The sequence below is a fragment of the Brevibacterium zhoupengii genome (genome assembly GCF_021117425.1).
Lineage (GTDB): Bacteria > Actinomycetota > Actinomycetes > Actinomycetales > Brevibacteriaceae > Brevibacterium > Brevibacterium zhoupengii.
The window spans coordinates 2,172,092-2,193,732 of the sequence record NZ_CP088298.1; the positions used below are offsets into that span (position 1 = coordinate 2,172,092).

A 21,641-nucleotide genomic window follows, 5' to 3' on the forward strand; every position below is an offset into this window, starting at 1 on the left:
AGGAGTACTTCGGCCGAACTGTGACATAATGGTCTGACGGATACCTGCTCTCACACCGAGCAGGAGAAGTGCCTCCACCGAGTCGAGGGTACGACCTCGCAGGTCGACACCAAGAAGAGGCAGCACGGAAGGCCTACGCGCTGAGCGCGAGCTGGATGTGCCATCCACAAGTTTCGGTCCGATTTGGACCATGCAAGGATCCGAAGATCCGTGGGGTGTGGACGGAGCCTTCGGTCTGGGAGTAACAATGAATGACGCGTCAAACGACGGCAACGAAGCAACAGAGGGCATCCTCGCGGATCTCGCCAACCTGCAGCAGTCGGTGAACACAGCAGACTCCGCGCACGGCGATGTCGACGAGAGCATCAGGGAGAAACTCGACCACATTGCAGAAGCCGCAGAATCCCTGCGTCTTCCCGAGGCTGATGAGGACGAGGACGACAGTAAGGATGTCGTTCCTGAACCGAAACGCGGCGCACCGAAGAAGGCACGTGACGCCGTGGCGAACAGAGGTCTGGTGTTCGAGCAGTTCGTTCGCGATTCCACCGAGGACTCTGCAGGCTCACACGCCTCTGCGAACTCCGGACAGGGGAGTGAGCCGGACAACCATTCTGACGCCGACAACGATTCGAACGACACCGCTGCGGATCCCGAGTCGCCGGCACCGACGCCGACATTCGATCCTCGCAATCCCTTCGCCGCGCCGACAGCCGAGCCCACTCCCGCGCCGACACCACGCAGCGCTCCTGCCGTGCCTCACGATGGCGGCCTGATCTTCCAGGTGCCCAAGGCCGAACTGGCTCAGCCCGTTCAGGTGGAGGACACCGGCGACGACTCCGATGACGCCGACGATGACTATGACGACTCGGACTACTCCGACTCTTCGGACAACGCCAGTCGTGCGAAGAATGACGACTCCGACGACAACGATTCAAATGATGCCGGCGGCCGTCGCCGGCGTCGCGGTGGCCGTGGCCGCCGCTCCCGGGGACGCGATGACAATAGCAGCGGCTCCGACACCGAGGGCTCTGCAAGAGGCTCAGACGACGACTCTTCCGACGACGACTCCGCCTCCGGTGCGAAGAACAATGAGTCGCGGTCAGGCAGCCGTTCGGACAACAAGGGCCAGCAGGCAGACTCGAACAAGGCTGCGGAGTCGAAACCCTCCGGGGACCAGTCCGACGGACAGCCCGCGGAGAAGTCCAATGACACCTCCGATGACGATCAGGATGATGACGACAACGGTTCGCGCCGCCGCCGTCGTCGTCGCTCGCGCACACGCAGCACCGACAACGATGAGGTCACCTCGCTGAAGGGCTCCACCCGCCTGGAAGCCAAACGTCAGCGCCGCAAGGAAGGCCGCGAGGCCGGCCGCCGTCGCCCCGTCATCACCGAGGCTGAGTTCCTTGCCCGTCGGGAATCGGTCGACCGGACGATGCTGGTGCGCGAAAGCGGCGAGCAGACCCAGTTGGTCGTCGTCGAGGACGGGATCACCGTCGAGCACTATCTCAAGGAGAACCGCCAGCAGTCCTCGCTGATCGGCAACGTCTACCTGGGCAAGGTCCAAAACGTTCTGCCGAGCATGGAAGCCGCATTCATCGACATCGGCAAGGGCCGCAACGCGGTCCTCTACGCAGGCGAGGTCAACTGGGACGCTCTGGGCATGGACGGCAAAGCCCGTCGCATCGAGGTTGCTCTCAGCCCCGGTGACGCGGTCCTCGTTCAGGTCACCAAAGACCCAATCGGCCACAAAGGTGCCCGCCTGACCAGTCAGATCTCCTTGCCCGGTCGTTTCCTCGTCTACGTTCCCGGGAACTCGATGACCGGCATCTCGCGGAAGCTGCCCGATGTCGAGCGCAATCGCCTCAAGAAGCTGCTCAAGGAACTCGTCGGTGACTCGAACGGAGTCATCGTGCGCACTGCAGCCGAAGGAGCCAGCGACAAGGAGCTCAGCACAGACGTCGAGCGACTGGCCAAGCGGTGGGAGACCATCGAGAAGAAGTCGAAGTCGACGAAGGTGCTCGCGCCCCAGCTCCTCTACAGCGAGCCGGATATGATCGTGCGCATCATCCGCGATGTCTTCAACGAGGACTTCTCCTCGCTCGTCATCGACGGTGACGGAGCCTGGAACACCATCCACGAATACGTCGAGGCAGTCGCGCCGGACCTGCTTGATCGCGTCCACCGCTACAGCGAGGACGAAGACATCTTCGACCATTACCGGGTCGAGGAACAGGTTCAGAAGGCGCTGCAGCGCACGGTCAACCTGCCCTCGGGCGGTTCCCTGGTCATCGACCGCACAGAGGCAATGACGGTCATCGACGTCAACACCGGCAAATTCACCGGTTCGGGCGGAAACCTCGAAGAGACCGTGACCCGCAACAACCTCGAAGCGGCCGAGGAAGTCATCCGGCAGGTTCGCCTGCGTGACATCGGCGGCATCATCGTCGTCGACTTCATCGACATGGTTCTCGAGTCGAATCGGGACCTCGTCGTGCGACGCCTCGTCGAATGCCTGGGCCGGGACAGAACCAAGCATCAGGTCGCCGAAGTGACCTCCCTGGGTCTCGTGCAGATGACCCGTAAACGCATCGGCACGGGGCTCGCCGAGTCCCTGGTCAGTGCCGGTGCTGACCTCTCAGGCCGCGGCCTGCTGCTGCCCGGCTCGGAAGAGGATGGATCGAAGGCCCACCATGGCAATCGGTCCTCACACAATGACGGCGCGAACAACAGGCGCGATCGTAAGCGTCGCGGCGACAACAAATCGTCATCGAAGCCCAACGACTCCGACGGTCAGTCCGATGCCGTTGCCAACGATGCCTCCCGTTCAGCCGTCGCTGCGATTGCCAAGGCCACACTGAAGAAGGACGAAGTCGAGTCGAAGGAAGGCGGAAACTCCCAGGACGCGGCGCCGTCCCAGGACGCTTCGTCCTCGGTGAACACCGACAACTCTAAGGACTCACAGGGCAGCGAGCCCAGTGATTCCAATGGCGGCGGTAAGTCGGGCCGTTCCCGGACCCGCAGCAACAGGAGACGCTCACAGGCGAAGGCCACAGATGCAGCCGACTCTGCGCAGGACCAGTCGGCTCAGGACAAAACCGCCGACGAGACGCCCACGCCCGAGCAGCCTTCCCCGGAACAGCCGGCACAGGTCAAGCCTGCGCAGGCGAAGAAGCCTGAGGTGCCCGCAGCTGAGCTGCCGCTGATGATCGGAGCCGATACGGCGACCAAGGTAGCCAAGGCTGAACCGGTCAAGGCTGCTCCTCGACGGAAGCCTGCTGCCAAGACCGAGGCGAAGAAGGAGACGACGCAGCCGTCACTGCCGACCTCGTTCGTCATCATCGGCGAGGACTGAGCATCATCTCCGGCGAGCTGATCGCCGCGATTGTCGCACTCCGACTGTGACGACCACGCCCGACAGAATCGTCCCTCCACCGATCCTCGAGATCGGTGGAGGGACGTTCTATTTGCCCGACTCCTGATTTCTCGTGGTGCTGATCGTCGGCTGCGCGGCCTGGTCGCCGCAGAGGACGATCATGAGGTTCGACACGAGATCGCTGCGCTCGAGATGACCGAGCGTGACGATGCCACGGCCTTCGATCTGCTCGATGGCGGTCTCGACCATGCCGACAGCACCCTCGACGATGAGTTGGCGAGCTGCGACGACGGCCGTTGCCTGCTGGCGTTGGAGCATGGCGCGCGCGATCTCGGCCGCGTAAGCCAACTGGGTGATGCGTGATTCGATGATGGTCACGCCGGCTGCGGCAACTCTTGCGGCAACCTCATTGGAGAGTTTCGACGTGATCTCGTCAGCGTTGTCGCGCAGCGACATTCGGTTCGGGTCAGAGGAGTCGTAGGCATAGGAGTTCGCGATGTGGCGCACAGCGGTCTCGGCCTGGATGGCGACGAACTCCTCGAAGTCGTCAACCTCGAACAGAGCCTGAGCCGTATCTTGGACCTGCCAGACGACCACGGCCCCGATTTCGATGGGATTGCCGTCGAGGTCGTTGACTTTCAGTGTCGATGTCTCGTGGTTGCGGATGCGCGTCGAGACCTGGATCTTCGAATAGAAGGGGTTGACGAAGCGCAGACCCGATTGGCGCACTGTGCCGACGTACTTCCCATAGAGCTGAAGGACGACGGCGTTGCCCGGAGCCACGGAGGTGCATCCCTTGAACAGGAACATCGCGGCAATGAACATGACGACGCCGAGCACGATGAGGATGACGCCGATCGCGGCCTGCGCCACGGTCATGATGAGTCCGAACACAGCCAATAGGAGCGCGAGAATCAGCAGGATGATGCCGCCGACGATGGCGAAGTAGCCAGACACGCCTCCGGCTGCGCTCTCCCTGACGCGTTCACCCTCCGCCGACGCAATTCGTGCAGGACCTCCTCTGCGCTGGCCTGGAGGACCTCCCGGAGGCACCTGAGGTCCGCCCGGAGAAGACTGTTGAGGCCCGCTGCCGGGATGCTGCCGACGTCCGCGATCCGGACCTTGCTGGTTCTGCTGAGGACCCGGTGGCTGGGGCGGGGGATACCTATGCTGATTGGGGTTCTGAGTCATAACCTCAGTTTAGGACACAGAATGAGACGTGCATCTCACAAAGGTCCTCTCTGTGTGATGCAGATAACAGTTGGATAACTGTATCGAATACTGATGGAATAGTGCTTGCTACCTCCCTGGGGGTACGGCAGGTTATTGCACCATGAACACATTGTTACTGGCAGCAGATGCCCCCAAATCTCCAGTTGATGATGCAATCAACTCCTGGTTCGATCCGATCGCCACCTTCTTCGGCGGGATCGTCTTCGCCCCATTGACTATCGGCGAACTCTCATTTCCCTTCGTTGTCCTCTGGCTCATCGGTGCGGCGCTGATCTTCACCATCTACTTCGGCTTCATCCAAGCTCGCGGATTCAAGGTTTCACTCGAAGTGATCCGCGGCAAATACTCAACCAAGAATGATCCGGGCGAGATCACCCACTTCCAAGCACTGGCCTCCGCTTTGTCAGGCACGGTTGGCCTGGGCAACATTGCTGGTGTCGGTGTTGCCATCGCCCTGGGTGGCCCCGGTGCCACATTCTGGATGATCATCGCTGGCCTTCTCGGTATGTGCACGAAATTCGTCGAGTGCACGCTCGGCGTCAAATACCGAGAGATTGACGAGAACGGAGTCGTCTACGGCGGCCCCTTCAAATACCTGCCCATCGCATTCCGCAAGTTCTCCAAGCCCATCGCCGGTCTGTTGACCGGGATCTTCGCAGTCTCCATCCTCATCTTCGGCGTCGTCGGCGGAGGAATGTTCCAGGCCAACCAGACCTTCGCTCAGGTTCGTACCGCTACCGGCGGTGCAGACGGCTTCCTCGCCGGCCCTGTGGCGTCATTGATCTTCGGCATCATCTTCGCTGGCCTCGTTGGCCTCGTGATCCTCGGTGGAATCCGGTCGATCGCACACGTCACCGACAAGCTCGTCCCCGCCATGGGCATCTTCTACGTGGTTTCCTGCCTTCTCGTGCTGGGCATCAATTATGCCCAGATTCCGACGGCCTTCGGGCAGATCTTCGAGGGTGCATTCGCGCCGCAGGGAGTTGCCGGCGGCATCGTCGGCGTCATGGTCATCGGTTTCCAGCGTTCGGCGTTCTCCAACGAGGCCGGCATCGGTTCGGCAGCCATCGCGCACTCGGCAGTCAAGACTCGTCGCCCCGTCTCGGAAGGCTTCGTCGCTCTGCTCGAACCCTTCGTGGACACGGTCATCATCTGCACCATGACCGCACTGACCATCATCGTCGCCAACCAGCCCTCCTACACCAATGACCTCGGCGAGGGAGAGATCGGCGGCGTCGCGCTGGCCTCGGACGCCTTCTCAACCGTCGCCGGATGGTACCCGGTGCTGCTGGCCATCGCCGTTGCGCTATTCGCCTTCTCGACCCTCATCACCTGGGCCTACTACGGTGAACGAGCCTGGGCCTACCTCTTCGGCAAATCGAAGGGTGCAGTCACGATCTTCCGTGTCCTCGTGTGCGTGTTCGTGGTCATCGGCTGCATCGCCAGCTTCAGCAAGATCGTGGAGTTCGCGGATGCCGCACTGTTCCTCTGTGCCTTCATCAACATCCTTGGCCTCTACATGCTGATGCCGGTGGTGAAGAAGGAGATGAAGAAGTACCTGGCCGACCGCAAGGCCGGTACGCTCATGGATCCCGACACCAAGGACGCCGTTCCTGTGGAGGAGACAGTCTGAGTCCAGTTCTTTCCTGAGGCCGATCCCGCGAAGGCGCGAGATCGGCCTCAGTGCGTCGTCGGCGGATTGCTTCGAGTCTCGTTAGACTGGAGCATGTGGATCAGATCAACGACAAGACACATGCCCAGGAGCGACTGTTGGAACTGCGCGGAAGCATTGACAACATCGACGCAGCGCTCATCCATCTGCTCGCTGAGAGGTTCAAGCTCACAGAGAGAGTCGGCGAACTCAAGGCCGATCACGGTCTGCCTCCCGCGGATCCCGAGAGGGAGCGCAGGCAGGTCGCCCACCTCCGCAGGTTGGCCGAAGATGCGCACCTGGACCCGGAGTTCGCAGAGAAGTTCCTGACCTTCATCGTCGCCGAGGTGATCCGTCATCACGAACGGATCGCTGAGACCCGCGAGGCCTGAGACGGTCAAGACTCACGGTTTGCCCAACGATGGTCGAATCCATTAGACTTGATCGTCGGTGCGCACGACGCACCACGGCTGGTGATTCCTCTCAATGGGACACCCGGGGAAAACCTTCTTCGGGAGCCAAGGGATCAACCGCCGTTCGTTTGTGTATGAACAGAAAGGGTTCGACATGGTCTATGCCATTGTCCGTGCCGGTGGCCATCAGGAAAAGGTCAGCGTCGGCGACATCATCACAGTTAACCGAATGAAGGCGAAGGCCGGAGAGAGCGTCGAACTCGACGCCGTCCTCCTCGTCGACGGTGAGACTGTCACGACCGACGTCGACGCCTTGTCGAAGGTCGCTGTCAGCGCTGAGGTCGTCAATGAACTTCGCGGTCCCAAGATCATCATTCAGAAGTACAAGAACAAGACCGGTTACAAGAAGCGTCAGGGCCACCGCCAGGACCTCACCCGTCTGAAGATCACGAACATCAAGTAAGAGGAGACTTCACATGTCAAGCAAAAAGGGAGTCAGCTCGTCCCGCAACGGTCGCGACTCGAACCCGCAGTACCTCGGTGTGAAGCGCTTCGGTGGACAGGTTGTCAAAGCCGGAGAGATCATCGTTCGCCAGCGCGGAACCAAGTTCCACCCAGGTGCCAACGTCGGACGCGGCGGAGACGACACACTCTTCGCACTGTCCGCAGGAGCCGTGGAATTCGGCAAACGCAATGGTCGCAAGATCGTCAACATCGTCGGCGCTTGATCGACTAGTTCTGTTTTTCCCCTGTTAGGGGTCCATGAAGGGTGAGTCTCGAGACTCACCCTTCATCTGATATAAGGACATTATGGCCACCGAGTTCATAGACCGTGTCACAGTCCATCTTTCCGCCGGAGACGGCGGCAACGGCTGCGCCTCGATCAGGCGCGAGAAGTTCAAACCACTTGGCGGACCTGACGGCGCCAACGGCGGCCAGGGCGGCGACGTCAAATTCGTCGTCGACACCCAGACCACCACGTTGCTCCCCCTGCACCACCGTCCGCATCTGACTGCGGACGATGGCGGAATCGGGAAGGGCGATCTGCGACATGGTGCTGACGGGGGAGACCTCGTCATCGCTGTCCCAGAGGGCACGGTTGTGAAGAGCAAGGACGGCGAGATCATCGCCGACCTCGTCGAAGCCGGAACCGAATACGTTGCCGCCGCAGGTGGTCGCGGCGGCCTCGGCAACGCGGCATTGGCATCGTCGAAGCGCAAGGCTCCGGGCTTCGCCCTGCTGGGTGAGCCCGGCGAAGCGCTGAGCTTGGTGCTGGAGTTGAAGACGATCGCGGACATCGCACTCGTCGGATACCCCTCAGCAGGCAAGTCCAGCCTCATCGCCGCTATGTCTGAGGCCAAGCCGAAGATCGCGGACTACCCGTTCACGACACTCGTGCCCAACCTCGGCGTGGTTCAGGCCGGCGATGTGCGATACACGATCGCCGATGTCCCGGGACTGATCCCGGGCGCGTCCGAAGGCAAGGGGCTTGGCCTCGAATTCCTTCGCCACGTCGAGCGCTGCGCCGCCCTGGTCCACGTCGTCGACATGGCGACGTGGGAACCGGGCCGCGATCCCGTCTCGGACCTGACGATCATCGAATCGGAGCTTGCCGCCTACGCGGTCGACCTTGACGACGGAAGCGGGCTGCTGCCTCTGTCGGACCGTCCGAAACTGGTGGCACTCAACAAGGTCGACATTCCTGATGGCCATGACCTGGCCGATATTGTTCGCCCCGACCTCGAAGCCGCTGGCTATCGAGTGTTTGAGATCTCCGCTGTCAGTCACATCGGTTTGCGGGAACTCTCATTCGCCATGGCAGAACTCGTCACAGCCGAACGTGAGCGTCGTGCAGAATTCGAGGCAACACCGCAGCGTGTCGTCATTCGTCCCCGAGCAGTGGACGACCGCGGATTCCAGGTGCAGGCCGAAAGCGACGATGACGGTCCGGTCTTCCGGATCCGTGGAGTCAAACCCGAACGTTGGGTGCGACAGACTGACTTCGCCAATGATGAGGCCGTCGGCTATCTCGCCGACCGGCTTGATCGTCTCGGTGTCGAGGAGTCTCTGTTCAAGGCCGGTGCCAAGCCCGGCGACACGATCGTGATCGGCGGAGACGACGGCGTCGTCTTCGACTGGGATCCGACAAGTGTGGGCGGCGCTGAGCTCTTGGGCAGCCGCGGGACAGATCTGCGTTTGGAGGACGACACTCGGTCCACGCGCAAGGAGCGCAAGGCGGCATTCCACGACCGCATGGATGCCAAGGCCGCAGTCCGCGCCGAGCAGGAACAGGAGCGTCTTGCAGAGCGCGCTGTCCGCAGTCGCGAAAGTTCGGAAGCGTCCGCCTCCGATGCCGAGTCCGGTCAGGAATGAACGAGAGTTCGTCCCCCGCTGCTGAGAGCCTCCCGGCGCGCACCGATATCGCCACGGCCCGGCGCATTGTGATCAAGGTCGGATCCTCCTCGCTGACGACCCTCGACGGAGGCTTGGACGAGGCGAAACTGATTGCGCTGACCGATGTCATCGGTGCCCACCGTGCCGCAGGACATGAGGTCATCCTCGTGTCCTCCGGCGCGATCGCCGCCGGGCTCGAGCCCATGGGGCTGTACAAGCGCCCACGTGACCTCGCCACACAGCAGGCAGCAGCCGGAGTCGGCCAAGGCCTGCTGATGGCCGCCTACACCCGGGCGCTTGGTCGATACGACCTGGTGCCCGGACAGGTCCTGCTCTCGGCAGATGACCTGATTCGTCGCACCAGGTACAGAAATGCCCAACGCGCGATCGACAAGCTGCTCGCGCTCGGGACCTTGCCGATCGTCAATGAGAACGACGCCGTGGCGACCGAGGAGATCCGATTCGGCGACAACGATCGTCTGGCCGCTCTCGTCGCACACCTCTCACACGCCGACGCCCTCGTGCTTCTGTCGGACGTCGACGCCCTGTATTCGGGGCCACCGAATCTGCCCGAGTCCGTGCGCATCGAACACGTCTCAAGCATCGCCGATCTCGGCGACATCGCCATCGGCGGAACAGGATCGGCCGGCACAGGAACCGGAGGCATGGCGACGAAGGTCGAAGCTGCGCTGATGGTGGCCGACTCGGGGATCCCTGCGGTGCTCACCTCTGCAGACAAGGTCTCAGGAGTGCTCAGAGGCGACCACGTGGGCACCTGGTTCTCCGTGACGCATAAACGACGCGGGACCCGGCTGCTGTGGTTGCGGCACCTGGCGCGGACCTTCGGTTCGGTGACGATCGACAAAGGTGCTGAATCGGCAGTGCTCTCCAGAGGGACATCCCTGCTGGCGGCCGGAGTCACAGGTGTGACCGGCGATTTCGAAGCGGGCGATCCCATCGAGATCAGGAACCTCGACGGTGCGACCATCGCCCGTGGAATGACCAACTTCTCAGCACATGAGCTGCCTTCGATGTTCGGCTTCTCCACGGACGAACTTGGCACCCGTCTGGGAAATGATTACCGTAAAGAGGTCATCCATCGCAATGATCTCGTACTCACTCACGTGAGCGGGGGGAGATAGTCCATGACCACTGTATCCGAGATACATCCGAAGACCGTCCGGGGTGTGACGAGAGTCGTCCGCAACGCCAAGAGCGCCGCAGCTCATTTGGCTACCTCGTCGACTGCTGAGAAAGACGCCGGGCTGCGTGCGATCGCAGATGCTCTGCGTGAGAATTCAGACCGCATCGTCAAAGCCAATGAAGCCGATATCGCCGCCGGCATCGACAACGGCATGAACGACGGTCTTCTTGACCGGCTTCGCCTCGATCATGATCGCATCGAAGCCATCGCCGCTTCGGTCGGAACGATCATCGATCTTGACGACCCAGTGGGCAACGTCGTGGTGGGCCGGGTCCTGCCCAACGGAATCCGTCTGACCCAGAACCGTGTGCCGATGGGCGTGATCGGCGCGATCTACGAAGCTCGCCCCAACGTCACCGTCGACATCGCGATCCTGGCTCTCAAAGCAGGCAATGCCACGGTGCTGCGCGGTGGCTCCGCGGCTCATAACTCCAACACTGAGATCATCTCCGTGCTGCGCAAAGCCGTGGAGTCGGCAGGTCTGCCCGCGGATTCGATCAACGGAATCGACCAATACGGACGCGACGGCGCCACTGTGCTCATGAACGCGCGTGACTACGTCGACCTTCTGATTCCACGCGGTGGTGCCGAACTCATCAACACTGTGGTGCAGGAATCGCTGGTTCCGGTCATCGAAACCGGAATCGGGAACGTCCATATGTTCATCGATTCATCCGCGACCGTGAAGAATTCGGTGGACCTCGTCGTCAATTCGAAGACGCATCGGCCCAGCGTCTGCAATTCCTTGGAAACCCTGCTGGTCCATGAGAAGGCAGCCAAACGCGTCCTGCCCAAGATCCTCGACCGGCTCGACAAGGCCGGGGTCGTACTGCACGCCGACACCACCGTCGCGGCGCTGGCACCGGAGACGATGAAGGTCAAGCGTGTGTCTCGACGCGACTGGGCGAAGGAATATCTTGACCTCGAACTCGCGGTGAAGGTCGTGTCAGGAATCGACGAAGCCATCGAACATATTCGCGCCTATTCCTCGGGTCACACCGAGGTGATCGTGACCAAGGATCTCGACAACGCCGAGACTTTCGTCACAGCAATCGATGCTGCAGCTGTCGGTGTCAACGTCTCCACCCGTTTCACCGATGGGGGAGAGCTCGGCTTCGGTGCCGAGGTGGGTATCTCCACCCAGAAGCTCCACGCCCGTGGACCCATGGGCGTCGAACAGCTGACGACGACGAAGTGGGTCATGATGGGCAATGGTCAGATCCGCGACTGACAACGCACAGGTCAGAGAACGCCGACAGCCTACTCCGATCGAGCTCATCCTCATGTCGATGTCCACTTGTCTCGTCGTTCATGAGAAACTGGAGCCATAAGCACTGTGACGCAGGCACGCCGCGTCATCATCACTGATAAGGAGAGAACACGTGAATGCAGCCCTGTTGACCACCGTTGCCGAAGGCGCGGAGAAGGCAGCCCACCACACCGAATTGCCGATGGATCCGATCTTCTTCGGACTCATCACCCTCGCGATCTTCCTCTCGATGGCAGCAGTGACGCGGTCGTGGAAGGGCATCTCCAACCGCCACTGATATGGCTAAGCAAACACGCAGGGTCGGTGTCATGGGCGGCACCTTCGACCCCATTCACCACGGTCACCTGGTCGCCGCCAGCGAAGTGCAGTCGACCTTCGATCTCGACGAGGTCGTCTTCGTACCCACCGGCCGTCCGTATCAGAAGGACGTCGAAGAGGTCACCAGCGCCGAACATCGGTATCTGATGACCGTCATCGCAACTGCATCGAACCCACGGTTCACCGTTTCTCGGGCCGACGTCGATCGGCCGGGGCCGACCTACACGATCGATACGCTTCGCGACCTGACCAGAAGCTACGGATCCGACACGGAGATGTTCTTCATCACCGGCGCGGACGCTTTGGCTCAGATTCTGACGTGGAAGAATGTAGATGAGCTGTTTTCCTTGGCGCACTTCGTCGGAGTGAGCCGACCGGGACACGAACTTCGCAGTGAAGGTCTTCCGGTGGATCGATTGAGCTTGGTGCAGATTCCTGCACTCTCGATCTCGTCCACGGATTGCAGACTACGGGTGATGGATGGGGCGCCTGTCTGGTATCTCGTACCGGATGGGGTCGTTCAGTACATCGCGAAATACGAGTTGTACAGGAGTGAAAATGGCTGAGGAGCAGTTCACGTCACGTCGCGCCAGGCGAGAAGCCGAGCGGCTGGCCGCAGAACAGGCGTTCGAAGCACGAGAGACACCTGAGCAGCCAAGCGAATCGTCACCGAACAATCGGGCCGAACTGCTGAACCCACCGCCCGCACCCGCTGAGGCACCGGAATCGCGTACGAAGGCACCCGAGCCCAAGCCGAGTGATTCGAGTGCAGAGGCCGCTGAGGCCACGTCACGTTTCGACGCCGAGGACCGTCACGACCCGCAGCGAGCTCCACTGCCCCATTTCGAATCCCGCACCGCGCGCAAGAGCTACCTGCGTGACAACGGGCTGTCCTCGGAAGGCGACGTCTCCACCGGCGCGACTCCAGTCATCGCCGGACCTGAGGAGACAGCAGAAGACGAGACCTCTCCAGTAGGGTCGGGCAGCGCAGCTGTCACCGACAGCGATCCCGTTGATGCGGCAGGCTTCGGCGGATCGGCTGATGAGGTCGCCGCACGAGACTTCGAAGCTCCTGTCACAGCCGATTCGGCCCCACGCCCCACCGCACTTGACGATGATCCCCAGGACGCTCTGTCGCAGCCGATTGAGAAACTGGACGTCGAGGAGCCACCGGCAGCACCTGTCGCAAGACCTGCCTCGGCGCCCAAGCAGCACGACGCTCTGTCGGCTGAATCTGCACCAGCCGAGTCAGTCGCTCCAGTTGACCCAGTCAACTCGGCGACACCGGCAGCAGAGCAGGCCGCCCCCAGGGACCGCGGCGAGACCGTCGATGCCGACGCGCTCAACGGCGAGACGAACGACGAGCCCGGCGAGACGAGTCGCTCACGACGGATGCCCATCGTGAAGCCGCCAAGCAGCTCAGGCGTACGCGTCGTCACGGCTGCCTCGGCTCAGATTCCTGCAGTCGACGACGGCGAGACCAGCACCGATGCTCGTCCCGAGGCCGGCGGACCGAACACGAACCGTGCGGGGTCCCGTGCGGACTCCGACGAGTCAAGGGCCCCGAACGCCGACTCCTCGGCAGCTGGCACGAGGGGATCCGGAAGTACTGCAGACGGTTTCGGCCCAGCTCAGCAGGCACAGTCCGGCGAGGAATCCTCGGCCTCATCGGATGATGCTGCCCGCGCGTTGGCCGCCAATCCGGAGACACGTCCGATGGAGACGGTGCCAGAGGCCTGGGCGCTGCCCAACCCCGACTATGAGGACGAAGAGACAGAGAATCCTCCGGGCACTCGTATCCGCGCCAGCGAGGTCACCGGCCACGACGGTCGGATTCTTGTTGGCGAAGAACCATCCAAAGTACCCTATGTAGTGCTGGGTGTCGCTGCGCTCTTCGCAGTCGCGCTCATCGTCATTGCACTGGTCATGTTGCTGTAATCATCTGAAAGGCTCTTGTGAGCGAGATCGTTGAATCAACCCAAATGCTGAGGACCGCCGCACGTGCAGCGGACGACAAGCTCGGCACCGATCAGGTGGCTCTTGATGTCAGTGCCACCCTCTACATCACTGATGCCTTCCTCATCATCTCTGCGGAGAACGATCGACAGATCGGATCGATCGTCGACGCTGTCGAAGAAGCTGTGCAGACGGCCTACGGCCGCACACCGCTACGTCGTGAAGGTCGGGGCAGCGGCGATTGGGTCCTGCTCGACTTCGGCGACATCGTCGTCCACGTCTTCTCACCCGAACAGCGCGAATACTACGCGCTCGAACGTCTGTGGAAGGACTGCCCGGTCATTGATCTGGAGCTTCCGGAACATTCCGGCGCCGACGACGCTCAATGACCAAGACTGTCATCGTCTGGCGCCATGGCCAGACGGACTACAACGTCGAACGTCGTTTCCAGGGACAGTCAGATATCCCCCTCAACGAACTGGGTCGGACACAGGCAGCGCAGGCAGCGAGCTACCTCAGCGAGCTGGCACCGGAGCTCATCGTCTCCTCTGACCTGTCACGGGCCGCCGACACGGCCGATGAACTGGCTTCCCGTCTGAACATCCAGGTGACACGGGATCACCGTCTGCGTGAGACCGCATTCGGTCAATGGGAAGGCCACACCCGCGACGAACTCAGCGCCACCTGGCCCGATGCGCTCGAACAATGGCTCAGCGGAGCTGATATGAACCCTCCCGGTGGGGAATCACGATCCGAGTCGGGCCAACGCGTCGCCTCGGCGATCACCGAGATCGTCAATGGAACGCAAGCGCAGACGATCGTCATCGTCGCTCACGGCGCGGTCCTGCGCGCAGCTGCAGAGCTGCTGCTGGGCATGGACGGGCCAGGGCGCCTGGCTGTCCTGGGCAACTGCGGACACGGCGAGTTCGCCTTCACCGGGATCAACTGGATCCTCCGCAGCTGGGGCACTGTTCCTTCCTGACACGCCCGCCCGCCAGGCTCACTGGCGCAGTGCGTGGACCTCGCGGATCATGCCCACCAGCGCGCGAGCCGATGAATCCCAGTCAAAGGCTGTTGCCTGTTTCTGGCCCGCAGCGGAGAGCTCGGACCAGAGCTTCGCATCGGTGAGGCGAGTGATTCCAGCCGCCACGTCACCGGCATCATCGGGGTCGAAGTACACGGCGGCGTTCCCGGCGATCTCGTGGAAGATCGCAATGTCCGAAATCGCCACCGGCACACCTTGGGCCATCGCCTCGATGACAGGGAGTCCGAATCCCTCCTCCTGAGACGCCGTGACCAGGGCAGTCGCTCCCTCGAGCAGCGCCGCGTATTCCTCATCGCTGACACCTCGGTGGAAGATCACCTTCGCCCGGTCAGGGATCAGCGCACGCAGCGCAGCCTCATGCCTGCCGTCGATGCGACTGGCGATGTGCAGGGTCCACCCCGGGAGGTGCTGCAGCGAACGGATGAGGGTTTCGACGTTCTTATACGGCAGGAACGAACCCATGTAGACCAAGGACCGGGCATCGTGCCTGTTCACTGACCTAGATCCGGCCACAGCAACCTCGGCGGCGTTGGAGACCACGGTCACCGGCTTCGACGACAGGCGGTGATCGGCGATGAGCCCCTTCGTCGTCTGACTCACCGCCGCGATCGCATCGGCGCGCCCCAGCAGCAGACGCTGTGGTGCAAAGCTGAGGTGGTAGGCCCGCCACAGCAGTCGCACAGCTGCCGGGAGATCGGCAGGGGGCAGCGGATGCGAATAGTAGATGAGGTCATGGACGGTGAGAATGAGCCCGTATCGGCGTCCTGTGGACCCCATGACCTGCATGGTGGAGAAGACGACGTCGGCGCCGAGGGCATTGAGCTGCTTGGCGATGACGACCTCCTTTGCGGAGGTGGGGGAGTTGAGCTTGACCCATCGGCACTTTGGAAGCAGAGCGAGCTGATCTTCGTCACTGATGATCGCGGTGACCTCGATGTCGGTCCCGGCGACGGCGCTGAGCAGGGCCTCGAGCAGGCACGAACCATAACGGGAGATGCCGTCGTGATGGGTCGTGCGGGTGAAGCGAGCGTCGAAGAACACGCGGATCGTGTCGCTCGTCTGAGGGGTGCCTGTGCTTTTGCTCATGGAACTCCGAGTCGATAGTCTGATCATCTGTAAGTCTGCGTCTGCGAGAGACTGCGTTCATTGTGTCGAAGGGTCAGTGAGTGAAGGAAGCATCACCTGCGTCCGGGGCCCTGAGGTCTCGATCATGATCCTAACGGTTGTCGCTCTCGCCGGACTCATCATTGTCACACCCTTCATCACGCGTATGCTGGGCCGGGCCAGCGGTTGGCCCCTGGCCGTGGCCTACCTGGGCATCGCGGCCCTGTTCACCCCTACCGCCGCCGAGGTGATGGCCGGGTCCACCCCGGAAGTGAGCTACCAGTGGATTCCCACCTTCGGTGTCGACCTGGCGCTGCGCGCCGACGGCCTCGGCGTCATCTTCACCTACATCGCCCTGATCATCGGGGCGGTCGTCTTCGTCTATTCGACCGGATACCTGGACCGCGGACGGAACACGAGCTTCTACTGGCTGATGGTGATCTTCACCTTCTCGATGGTCATGCTCGTCCTCAGCAACGACCTTCTGCTGCTCTTCGTCTGCTGGGAGCTGACCTCCCTGGCTTCGTTCTTCCTCATCGCCAGGTCTGGGTCGCCCGGCCAAGCGCCTGCGCTGCGCACCATGTTCATCACGTTCTTCGGCGGATTGTCCCTGCTGGTGGCCACCGGTGTGATCATCGCAGTGACCGGCACCACGAACGTCCATGAGGCACTGAGCTCACCGGTCTGGTCAGCCCAGGCGCCGGTGACGACTCTGGTCGCGCTCCTCATCGCCGTTGCAGCGATGACCAAGTCGGCTCAGTTCCCTTTTCACTCGTGGCTGCCCGACGCGATGGCCGCGGCCACTCCGGTCTCCGCGTATCTGCACGCGGCCGCCGTGGTCAAGGCCGGCATCTTCCTGCTGCTGCGTTTCACCCCGGCATTTCATGCCACGCCGGCGTGGAACACCCTGCTCATCGTCGCCGGCCTCATCACCGCCTGCATCGGCGGGTGGTTCGCCCTCAACCAATACGACGTCAAGAAGCTGATGGCCTATTCCACGGTCTCCCAGCTGGGACTCATCACCGCGGTGATCGGCATCGGCTCCGAGGTCGCAATCGCCGCTGCCACCCTGCACGTCATTGCCCACGCCCTGTTCAAATCGGGTCTGTTCATGATGGTCGGCGTCGTCGATCACCTCACCGGAACTCGCGAACTGACCCGCATCCCACGCCTGATGCGCGCTGCACCGGCATCGTTCATCGTCATGATCGTCGGCTGTGCCTCCATGTCGGGCATCCCGCCGCTGCTTGGGTTCGTGTCGAAGGAGGCACTGTTCACCGCTTTCGGCGATACACCCGGTTCCGCCTGGACCGGGTGGGCTGCTCTGCTGGTGGCCGTCGGTGCTTCGGTGCTCACCTTCGCCTACTGCGCGAAGACCGTGTGGGGCGCATTCCTCGACGGCAAGCCCGTGGAGCGAGCACGTCTGGGTCACGGTTCTCCGGTCATGCTCATTGCCGCCGCGGTGCCGATCCTCGCTTCGGTTCCGCTGAGTTTCGCTCTGTTCGTCTTCGACAACCCCATCAGCCAAGCGGTCAGGGCCGCCCTGTACGAATCGACAGGTCCGGTGCACCTGGCATTGTGGCACGGGGTGAACGTCGAACTCATCGCCTCATTGCTGATCATCGCGATCGGTGTGGTCATCATCCTCAACCGGTCCCGCGTCTTCGTCTTCTTCCACCGCGCCACCCTCGGCTTCGACGGAGCCGACCTCATCAACGGTCTCACCTGGGCACTGCGCAGGGTCGGCCGAGGCCTCGGCGTCTTCGTCAAGCCGATGAATTCCGGTCCCTACCTGGCGATGTCGCTAGGCGGACTGGCCGTTCTCGCATTCACCGCAGTCCCAATCATCTATTCGGACCTGCCTCCGCTGCAGGAAGGTCTGTGGCGGCCCATCGACATTGTTCTTCTCGTCCTCATCACCGCGGCCGTGCTCGTCGTCTGCACCTCCCATTCGCGTCTGACAACGGTCGTGGCACTCTCGGGAGTCGGCATTCTGGCGACCGTGCAGATTCTGGCGCTCGGTGCCCCGGACGTCACGCTCACTCAGCTGCTGGTCGAGGCGATGACGATCATCGTCATCATGCTGGTTCTGCAGAAGCTTCCCCGCTCGTTCTGGAGATATCCCAAGCGTCTGCAGGCCACCCGCGTGATCTTCGCCCTCGTCGTCGGACTGGCGGCCACCGTGCTGACACTGGCATTGAACGGTCGACGCGAACGGTCCGACCTCGGTCTTTACTACATCGACAACGCTCCCGACATCAGCGGCGGGCACAACATCGTCAATACCATCCTCGTTGAGTTCCGTGCTCTGGATACACTCGGGGAGCTCACTGTCCTCGGCATGGCCGGGATCGCGATCGTCGCAGTGATGTCAACGGTCAAGGACAAGTTCATCGATCCGCCCGCGGAGAACATTCCCGAACCCCCGCGGCAGGCCTGGGTCTCGATCCGGCCCCGCGGCACCACCGCCTACCGTGGTGTCCACGAAGCCTGGCCCAACGTGATCCCCCAACAGCTGACGATCAGAGTGCTCGGCCCGCTTCTGGGCCTGACCTCGCTGGTGATCTTCTGGCGCGGCCACAACGAGCCCGGCGGCGGCTTCATCGCAGCGCTGGTCGGATCAGCAGTCATCGGCCTCCTCTACATGTCCACAGCCAAAGACCGAGCCATCGGACCACCACGAGCACCGCTGTACCTCATCGGTTCCGGCGTAGCCACCGCGGTCGTGACCGGACTCATCGGACTCATCGCCGCAGGTTCGTTCCTCGAGCCCCTGCACACGGAGTTCCTCGGACAGCACCTGACGACGTCGATGCTCTTCGACGTGGGCGTCTACCTTGCGGTGCTCGGCCTGATTCTGCTGTCCTTCAACCTCCTGGGCGTTTCGGACTCTGCGGCGACTCCAGCCGGTGATGACGTACTGACCAACGGCATCATCCGCCGCGACGTCGAACGGACCCGTGAGCGCGCCGATGAGCTCCTCTACGGTGAACTCAGCGGCCCCTTGGACGCGATCAGAGGGGAGAGGCCTCCCCGTGACCGGCGGTCGAAGGTCGCCGACCCGGATGCGAAGGTCAAAGCCTCCTCCACCCATATCCTCCGCGGTGATGCACCCGTCGAAGGGCCCGGCGACGAGGCATCGGAACAGTCACCAACAGATGAGCAGGAGGGTGCGAGATGGTCCTAGCCCTCACAATCGGAGTGCTCACCGCCGGTGGTGTGTACCTCATGATGCAGCGGTCGATGGTCAGAGGAGTCTTCGGACTCACTCTCATCTCCCACGCTGCGAACTTCATCCTCCTCTCCGCCGGGGTCGGCGCCTGGCGCGTCGAACCGCTGAGCAATCGTGGAGATCAGAGCCTGGCGGCAGACCCGTTGCCGCAGGCCTTCGTCCTCACCGCCATCGTCATCACTTTGGCGGTGACGATCTTCATGCTCGCCCTGGCCGTCCTGGGTCACGACGATGATCAGAAACGAGCCCCCGAGACAGGGGAGGGCCGCGAATCATGAACCCCGCCTTCCTGCTCCTGCTCATCGGCCTGCCGCTTCTGTTCTCGGCGCTGAGCGTGCTCATCACCTCCCGCACCTTCGACCGCATCCTGCTGCTGGCGGCCCCGAGCTTCGTCGGCGTCTCCGGCATCGTCCTGCTCATCGTCCACCAACGGCAGCCCGTGCTTGCCCACTCCGTGGGCGGATACGTCCCCGGCCTGGCCATCCCCTTCGTCTCCGACACGTTCACCGCTCTGATGCTGGTGCTCACCTCCGTCGTCGCCGTCGTCAGCTGCATCTTCCTGATCACCACAGGTGAGGACCAATACCGGTTCGTCCCGGCACTGATCCTGATGATGCTCACCGGCGTCTACGGTGCGCTGCTGACCGGAGACCTCTTCAACTTCTTCGTGTTCATCGAAGTCATGGTCCTGCCGGCCTACGCCCTCATCGCGGTCACCGGAACCTGGCGCCGCCTCGGCGTGGGTCGCATGTACGTCATGGTCAACCTCCTGACCTCGACGATCCTGCTCATCGGGGTGGGCTTCGTCTACGGAGCCACCGGCACCGTGAACATTGCGGTCCTCGCCCAGATGGGGGCACCGACCGGGCAGGGAGCTCTGGCCATCGGCGTCGTCCTCTTCGCACTGATCATCAAGGCAGGGGGCGCGCCCTTCCACGGTTGGCTGGTACGCAGCTACCCGAACACCTCGGCGGGCATGATGTCGCTGTTCTCGGGACTGCACTCGAAGGTCGCTCTCTACGCGATCTATCGGATCTACACCACCATGTACGGTGAACCTGCCGCCTGGGTCAACGTCATCGTCGTCATCGCCATCGCCAGCATCCTCATCGGCTCAGTGTCCGGATTCGGACAGAACAGGGTGCGCAACGTCCTCGCCTTCCAGATGACCGGCGGGGTCGGACACATACTGCTCGGTGTGGTCCTCCTGACCTCGACTGCGCTGGGCGCCGGTGCCTTCTACATGGTCCACCACATGATCACGATGTCTGGGCTGCTGCTCATCATGGGAGCCGTCGAACAGACCTACGGCAGCGGCTCATTCAAGAAGCTCACCGGGCTGGCCAGCCGAGAAAGGTGGGCGACGATCCTGATGATCCTGGGCCTGTTCTCCCTCATCGGCCTCCCGCCCACCTCGGGCCTGTGGGGCAAGGTCGGACTCATCACCGCTGCTACCGGCAGCGAAGGCACACTGGGCTGGTGGTTGGCCGGCGCAATCGTGCTCGGAGCCCTGATCAGTCTGCTGGCTCTCCAACGCCTGTGGCGAAACACCTTCTGGGGGCCGCCGATGCAGACCTACCGACCCGATTCCGCCGAGACCGGACGCGCCCCTGCAGTACCGATCACCAGAAGCGTCCGGATACCCGCGCGACTGCTGGTGCCCGGCACGATCATGATCGCTTTGTCGGTGGCGATCTTCGCCTACCCCGCACCGCTGCTTGAGGTCACTTCTCGCGCCGCTGCAGCATTGCTTGACCACAGTGCCTACATCGAGGCGGTGACGGCACAATGATGCGATTCATCCATGCACTGTCCTATCTCGCCTACATCGGCTGGGCCATCGTGACCGGCTCGCTGACCATCGTCACCCGACTCTTCCGGCCCGGTCAGTATGCGCAGCCGATGATTGTGGAGATCCCATTGCGGTGCGTGACCGATCTTGAGGTGACCCTGTTCGCCTCGTCGATCACGATCACCCCCGGAACCCTGGTCACGGCCATCGCCGCAGGCACCTCCACACAGCCGCCGGTGCTCTTCGTCCACGCCCTGTTTGAGGAATCCGAAGAGGCGGCGATGGAAGGTCTCTACGACATGGAGTCACGACTGCTGGCAATGACACGGGGGCGGGCACCGTCCTCACCACCGACCGCCTCCGACGAGGTTGTACAGGAGGAAGAGCGCTCATGACCGTTGTCGTCAGCATCTGCATCATCATCCTCGCCGCGGCCGTCATCGTGGGCCTGGTCCGTGTACTGACCGCCAAGGACCTGGGTTCGCGCGCGATCGTCAGCGATCTCATGTACTTCTCCGCCATCGGTATGCTCACCATGTTCGGCATCCTCGTCTCCTCGTCGATCGTCCTCGATGCGATCTTCCTGTCATCCATGGTCGGCATCCTGGCCACTGTCGCTCTGTCACGAATCCTCACCAGGGGGCTGCGCTGAT

At 62.4% G+C, this 21,641-nt stretch carries 20 protein-coding genes; 18 read left to right on the forward strand and 2 right to left on the reverse strand.

Annotation, left to right across the window (positions count from 1 at the left end):
- Positions 1-247 precede the first annotated feature (247 nt).
- A complete protein-coding gene (locus LQ788_RS09865) occupies positions 248-3,355 on the forward strand; it encodes an Rne/Rng family ribonuclease (RefSeq protein WP_231447246.1) in 3,108 nt (1,035 codons plus the stop codon).
- Between the two features lie 108 nt (positions 3,356-3,463).
- Here LQ788_RS09865 and LQ788_RS09870 read toward each other — a convergent pair whose 3' ends face one another.
- Positions 3,464-4,333, reverse strand: a complete 870-nt coding sequence (locus LQ788_RS09870) for an SPFH domain-containing protein (protein ID WP_231447248.1) — start codon at positions 4,331-4,333, stop codon at positions 3,464-3,466.
- A 376-nt stretch (positions 4,334-4,709) separates the two neighbouring features.
- Here LQ788_RS09870 and LQ788_RS09875 point away from each other — a divergent pair, with 376 nt between their 5' ends.
- The 12 genes from LQ788_RS09875 to LQ788_RS09930 all read left to right on the forward strand — a co-directional run bounded on the left by LQ788_RS09875 (position 4,710) and on the right by LQ788_RS09930 (position 14,797).
- Entirely contained in the window at positions 4,710-6,242 is a 1,533-nt protein-coding gene (locus LQ788_RS09875) for an alanine/glycine:cation symporter family protein (protein ID WP_231447250.1), read from the forward strand.
- A 95-nt stretch (positions 6,243-6,337) separates the two neighbouring features.
- Positions 6,338-6,652, forward strand: coding sequence for a chorismate mutase (locus LQ788_RS09880; protein ID WP_009884166.1), 315 nt, complete (start codon positions 6,338-6,340; stop codon positions 6,650-6,652).
- 175 nt (positions 6,653-6,827) lie between these two features.
- Positions 6,828-7,136: a 50S ribosomal protein L21 gene (rplU, locus tag LQ788_RS09885; RefSeq protein WP_029417392.1), complete on the forward strand. Its 309-nt coding sequence runs from the start codon at positions 6,828-6,830 to the stop codon at positions 7,134-7,136.
- A 13-nt stretch (positions 7,137-7,149) separates the two neighbouring features.
- Positions 7,150-7,401, forward strand: a complete 252-nt coding sequence (gene rpmA, locus LQ788_RS09890; protein ID WP_009884168.1) for a 50S ribosomal protein L27 — start codon at positions 7,150-7,152, stop codon at positions 7,399-7,401.
- A gap of 82 nt (positions 7,402-7,483) precedes the next feature.
- Positions 7,484-9,046, forward strand: a complete 1,563-nt coding sequence (gene obgE, locus LQ788_RS09895) for a GTPase ObgE (RefSeq protein WP_231447252.1) — start codon at positions 7,484-7,486, stop codon at positions 9,044-9,046.
- A complete protein-coding gene (gene proB, locus LQ788_RS09900; RefSeq protein ID WP_231447254.1) occupies positions 9,043-10,209 on the forward strand; it encodes a glutamate 5-kinase in 1,167 nt (388 codons plus the stop codon). The genes obgE and proB overlap by 4 nt, the downstream gene beginning before the upstream one ends.
- A gap of 3 nt (positions 10,210-10,212) precedes the next feature.
- The gene (locus LQ788_RS09905) at positions 10,213-11,502 is read left to right on the forward strand and encodes a glutamate-5-semialdehyde dehydrogenase (protein WP_231447256.1); all 1,290 of its coding nucleotides are present in this window, start codon (positions 10,213-10,215) and stop codon (positions 11,500-11,502) included.
- 151 nt (positions 11,503-11,653) lie between these two features.
- Positions 11,654-11,818, forward strand: a complete 165-nt coding sequence (locus LQ788_RS09910) for a hypothetical protein (protein WP_009884172.1) — start codon at positions 11,654-11,656, stop codon at positions 11,816-11,818.
- Position 11,819: 1 nt separating this feature from the next.
- Positions 11,820-12,425, forward strand: a complete 606-nt coding sequence (gene nadD, locus LQ788_RS09915; protein WP_231447258.1) for a nicotinate-nucleotide adenylyltransferase — start codon at positions 11,820-11,822, stop codon at positions 12,423-12,425.
- The gene (locus tag LQ788_RS09920) at positions 12,418-13,797 is read left to right on the forward strand and encodes a hypothetical protein (RefSeq protein ID WP_231447260.1); all 1,380 of its coding nucleotides are present in this window, start codon (positions 12,418-12,420) and stop codon (positions 13,795-13,797) included. The genes nadD and LQ788_RS09920 overlap by 8 nt, the downstream gene beginning before the upstream one ends.
- Positions 13,798-13,841: 44 nt before the next feature.
- A complete protein-coding gene (rsfS, locus tag LQ788_RS09925) occupies positions 13,842-14,204 on the forward strand; it encodes a ribosome silencing factor (protein ID WP_231447262.1) in 363 nt (120 codons plus the stop codon).
- The gene (locus LQ788_RS09930) at positions 14,201-14,797 is read left to right on the forward strand and encodes a histidine phosphatase family protein (RefSeq protein WP_231447264.1); all 597 of its coding nucleotides are present in this window, start codon (positions 14,201-14,203) and stop codon (positions 14,795-14,797) included. The genes rsfS and LQ788_RS09930 overlap by 4 nt, the downstream gene beginning before the upstream one ends.
- Positions 14,798-14,815: 18 nt before the next feature.
- Here LQ788_RS09930 and LQ788_RS09935 read toward each other — a convergent pair whose 3' ends face one another.
- Entirely contained in the window at positions 14,816-15,946 is a 1,131-nt protein-coding gene (locus tag LQ788_RS09935; RefSeq protein ID WP_231447267.1) for a glycosyltransferase family 4 protein, read from the reverse strand.
- Between the two features lie 124 nt (positions 15,947-16,070).
- Between LQ788_RS09935 and LQ788_RS09940 the strand changes: the two genes are divergently transcribed.
- The 5 genes from LQ788_RS09940 to LQ788_RS09960 are packed head-to-tail and all read left to right on the forward strand — an operon-like array spanning position 16,071 to position 21,640.
- Entirely contained in the window at positions 16,071-19,151 is a 3,081-nt protein-coding gene (locus tag LQ788_RS09940) for a DUF4040 family protein (protein WP_231447269.1), read from the forward strand.
- Positions 19,142-19,474, forward strand: a complete 333-nt coding sequence (locus tag LQ788_RS09945; protein WP_231447271.1) for a sodium:proton antiporter — start codon at positions 19,142-19,144, stop codon at positions 19,472-19,474. The genes LQ788_RS09940 and LQ788_RS09945 overlap by 10 nt, the downstream gene beginning before the upstream one ends.
- The gene (locus tag LQ788_RS09950) at positions 19,471-20,988 is read left to right on the forward strand and encodes a monovalent cation/H+ antiporter subunit D family protein (RefSeq protein WP_231447273.1); all 1,518 of its coding nucleotides are present in this window, start codon (positions 19,471-19,473) and stop codon (positions 20,986-20,988) included. Before LQ788_RS09945 ends, LQ788_RS09950 begins: the two co-directional genes overlap by 4 nt.
- Entirely contained in the window at positions 20,985-21,383 is a 399-nt protein-coding gene (locus LQ788_RS09955) for a Na+/H+ antiporter subunit E (protein WP_317207067.1), read from the forward strand. The genes LQ788_RS09950 and LQ788_RS09955 overlap by 4 nt, the downstream gene beginning before the upstream one ends.
- On the forward strand, positions 21,380-21,640 hold the full coding sequence (locus LQ788_RS09960) for a monovalent cation/H+ antiporter complex subunit F (protein WP_231447275.1): 261 nt from the start codon (positions 21,380-21,382) through the stop codon (positions 21,638-21,640). Before LQ788_RS09955 ends, LQ788_RS09960 begins: the two co-directional genes overlap by 4 nt.
- The last annotated feature ends 1 nt before the right edge of the window (position 21,641 follow it).